The sequence below is a fragment of the Streptomyces sp. NPDC003697 genome (assembly GCF_053587115.1).
This window is the reverse complement of record NZ_JBSFNN010000180.1, coordinates 1-1,044: the sequence shown is the minus strand read 5'-3', so window position 1 is coordinate 1,044 and position 1,044 is coordinate 1. Positions and strand designations below refer to the sequence as shown.

1 protein-coding gene is annotated in these 1,044 nt (G+C 65.0%); it reads right to left on the bottom strand.

The features are described 5' to 3' along the window. Positions 1-102: 102 nt before the first annotated feature. Positions 103-899 (bottom strand): IS5 family transposase gene (locus tag ACWDNY_RS31435; protein ID WP_451649207.1). Its coding sequence is split into 2 segments (ribosomal slippage): positions 103-563 and positions 563-899, totalling 798 coding nucleotides; the frame shifts between segments, so codons are not numbered across the junction. Positions 900-1,044: the final 145 nt, after the last annotated feature.

Sequence of the window (1,044 nt, the reverse complement as noted above, 5' to 3'; positions counted from 1 at the left end):
GATCCCCGTAACTACCTGGCCTTTCTCGGTCTCGCCGCCGCCATCTGCTGCTACAAGCGACGGCTCCGCCTCACCACGTAGGACACGGTCTTAGAGGTCATCTCATTTGGCGAGCCGGCGGTAGCAGATGAGGGTGCATGCGAGGCTCGTGAAGGCGAGGAAGTGCTCGGCTTTGCGCTCGTAGCGACGATGGAGACGACGGCATCCAGCGAGCCAGGCCATCGTGCGTTCGATGGTCCAGCGGTGCCGGCCGAGCCGCTGCGAGGTCTCGACTCCCTTGCGGGCTATGCGGTGCCGGATGCCCCGCTGGGATAACCATTGCCGCAGGTGGGAGTAGTCGTATCCCTTGTCGGCGTGCAGTTTGCCGGGCTTGCGCCGACGGGGACCTCGCTGGGATCGGATCGGCGGAATGCCCTTCACGAGCGGGATCAGGGCCTGACTGTCGTGGACGTTGGCACCGGAGATGCCGACAGACAGGGGCAGACCGGTCCGCTCGGTGATCAGGTGGATCTTCGAGCCGTACTTACCCCGGTCGACAGGATTCGGACCTGTTAAATCCCCTTTTTCAGAGCCCGCATGTTCACCGAGTCGATCGCACAGCGGGACCAGTCCAGGTCGCCGCGGGACCCGAGTTCGTCGAGGACCAGGCGGTGCAGCTGGGCCCACACGCGGGCCTTCGTCCACTCGGTGAACCGGCGGTGCGCAGTCGCTCCGGACGGTCCGAATGACGACTTCGGCAGCTGCTGCCACGTGCAGCCCGACGTCGCCACGAACACGATCGCTGCCAGCACCTCACGGTCGCCGTGCCGGCGTCGGCCGCCACCTTGAGGCCGCGATGGCGCCTCCGGCACGACCCGCTGGAACAGCTCCCACAACTCGTCCGGCACCAGCCGCTCAATGATCCCCACCACAGCCGACAGCCTACTCAGCCAATTGAGATGACCTCTTAAGACCGTGTCCTATGTGGTGATTGCTCGTTGGACTGTGCATGGGGCGGGGTACGTGGAGTTGGATTGTTCCGGACGGGCTGTGGGAGATCGCCGA